At 62.6% G+C, this 305-nt stretch carries 1 protein-coding gene; it reads right to left on the bottom strand.

The annotated features are described in order from the left end of the window. Positions 1 to 305: YihY/virulence factor BrkB family protein (locus FS787_RS17880; RefSeq protein WP_144674643.1), on the bottom strand; the 305-nt coding region annotated here is incomplete at both ends.

The following is a 305-nucleotide window of genomic DNA, read 5'->3' as shown; positions in this document are numbered from 1 at the left end:
TCGCGGAGTTCGCGGCCGCGTTGGATGTCCTCCTCCTCGCGTGCCTGCAGTTTGTCGCTTTGTTTGGTGTCGCGGGGAGGGAGCTGGATGGTTTCTTCGGCTTCGATGCCGGCCTGGAGCTGGCGGCCGCGTTCCATTTCGGCGTCGAACTCGGCGCCGAAGAGCAGGGACATGTTGAGGATCCAGAGCCAGAGCAGGGAGATGATGACGCCGCCGATGGTGCCGTAGGTTTCGTTGTAGCTGCTGAAGTTGGCGACGTAGAAGCCGAAGGCCAGGGAGGCGAGCAGGAAGATCACCAGGGCGAT

The organism is Arthrobacter sp. U41 (genome assembly GCF_007679325.1).
Classification (GTDB): Bacteria; Actinomycetota; Actinomycetes; order Actinomycetales; family Micrococcaceae; genus Arthrobacter.
Note: the sequence above shows the minus strand (reverse complement) of the source record. Positions and strands in the feature narration are given on the sequence as shown.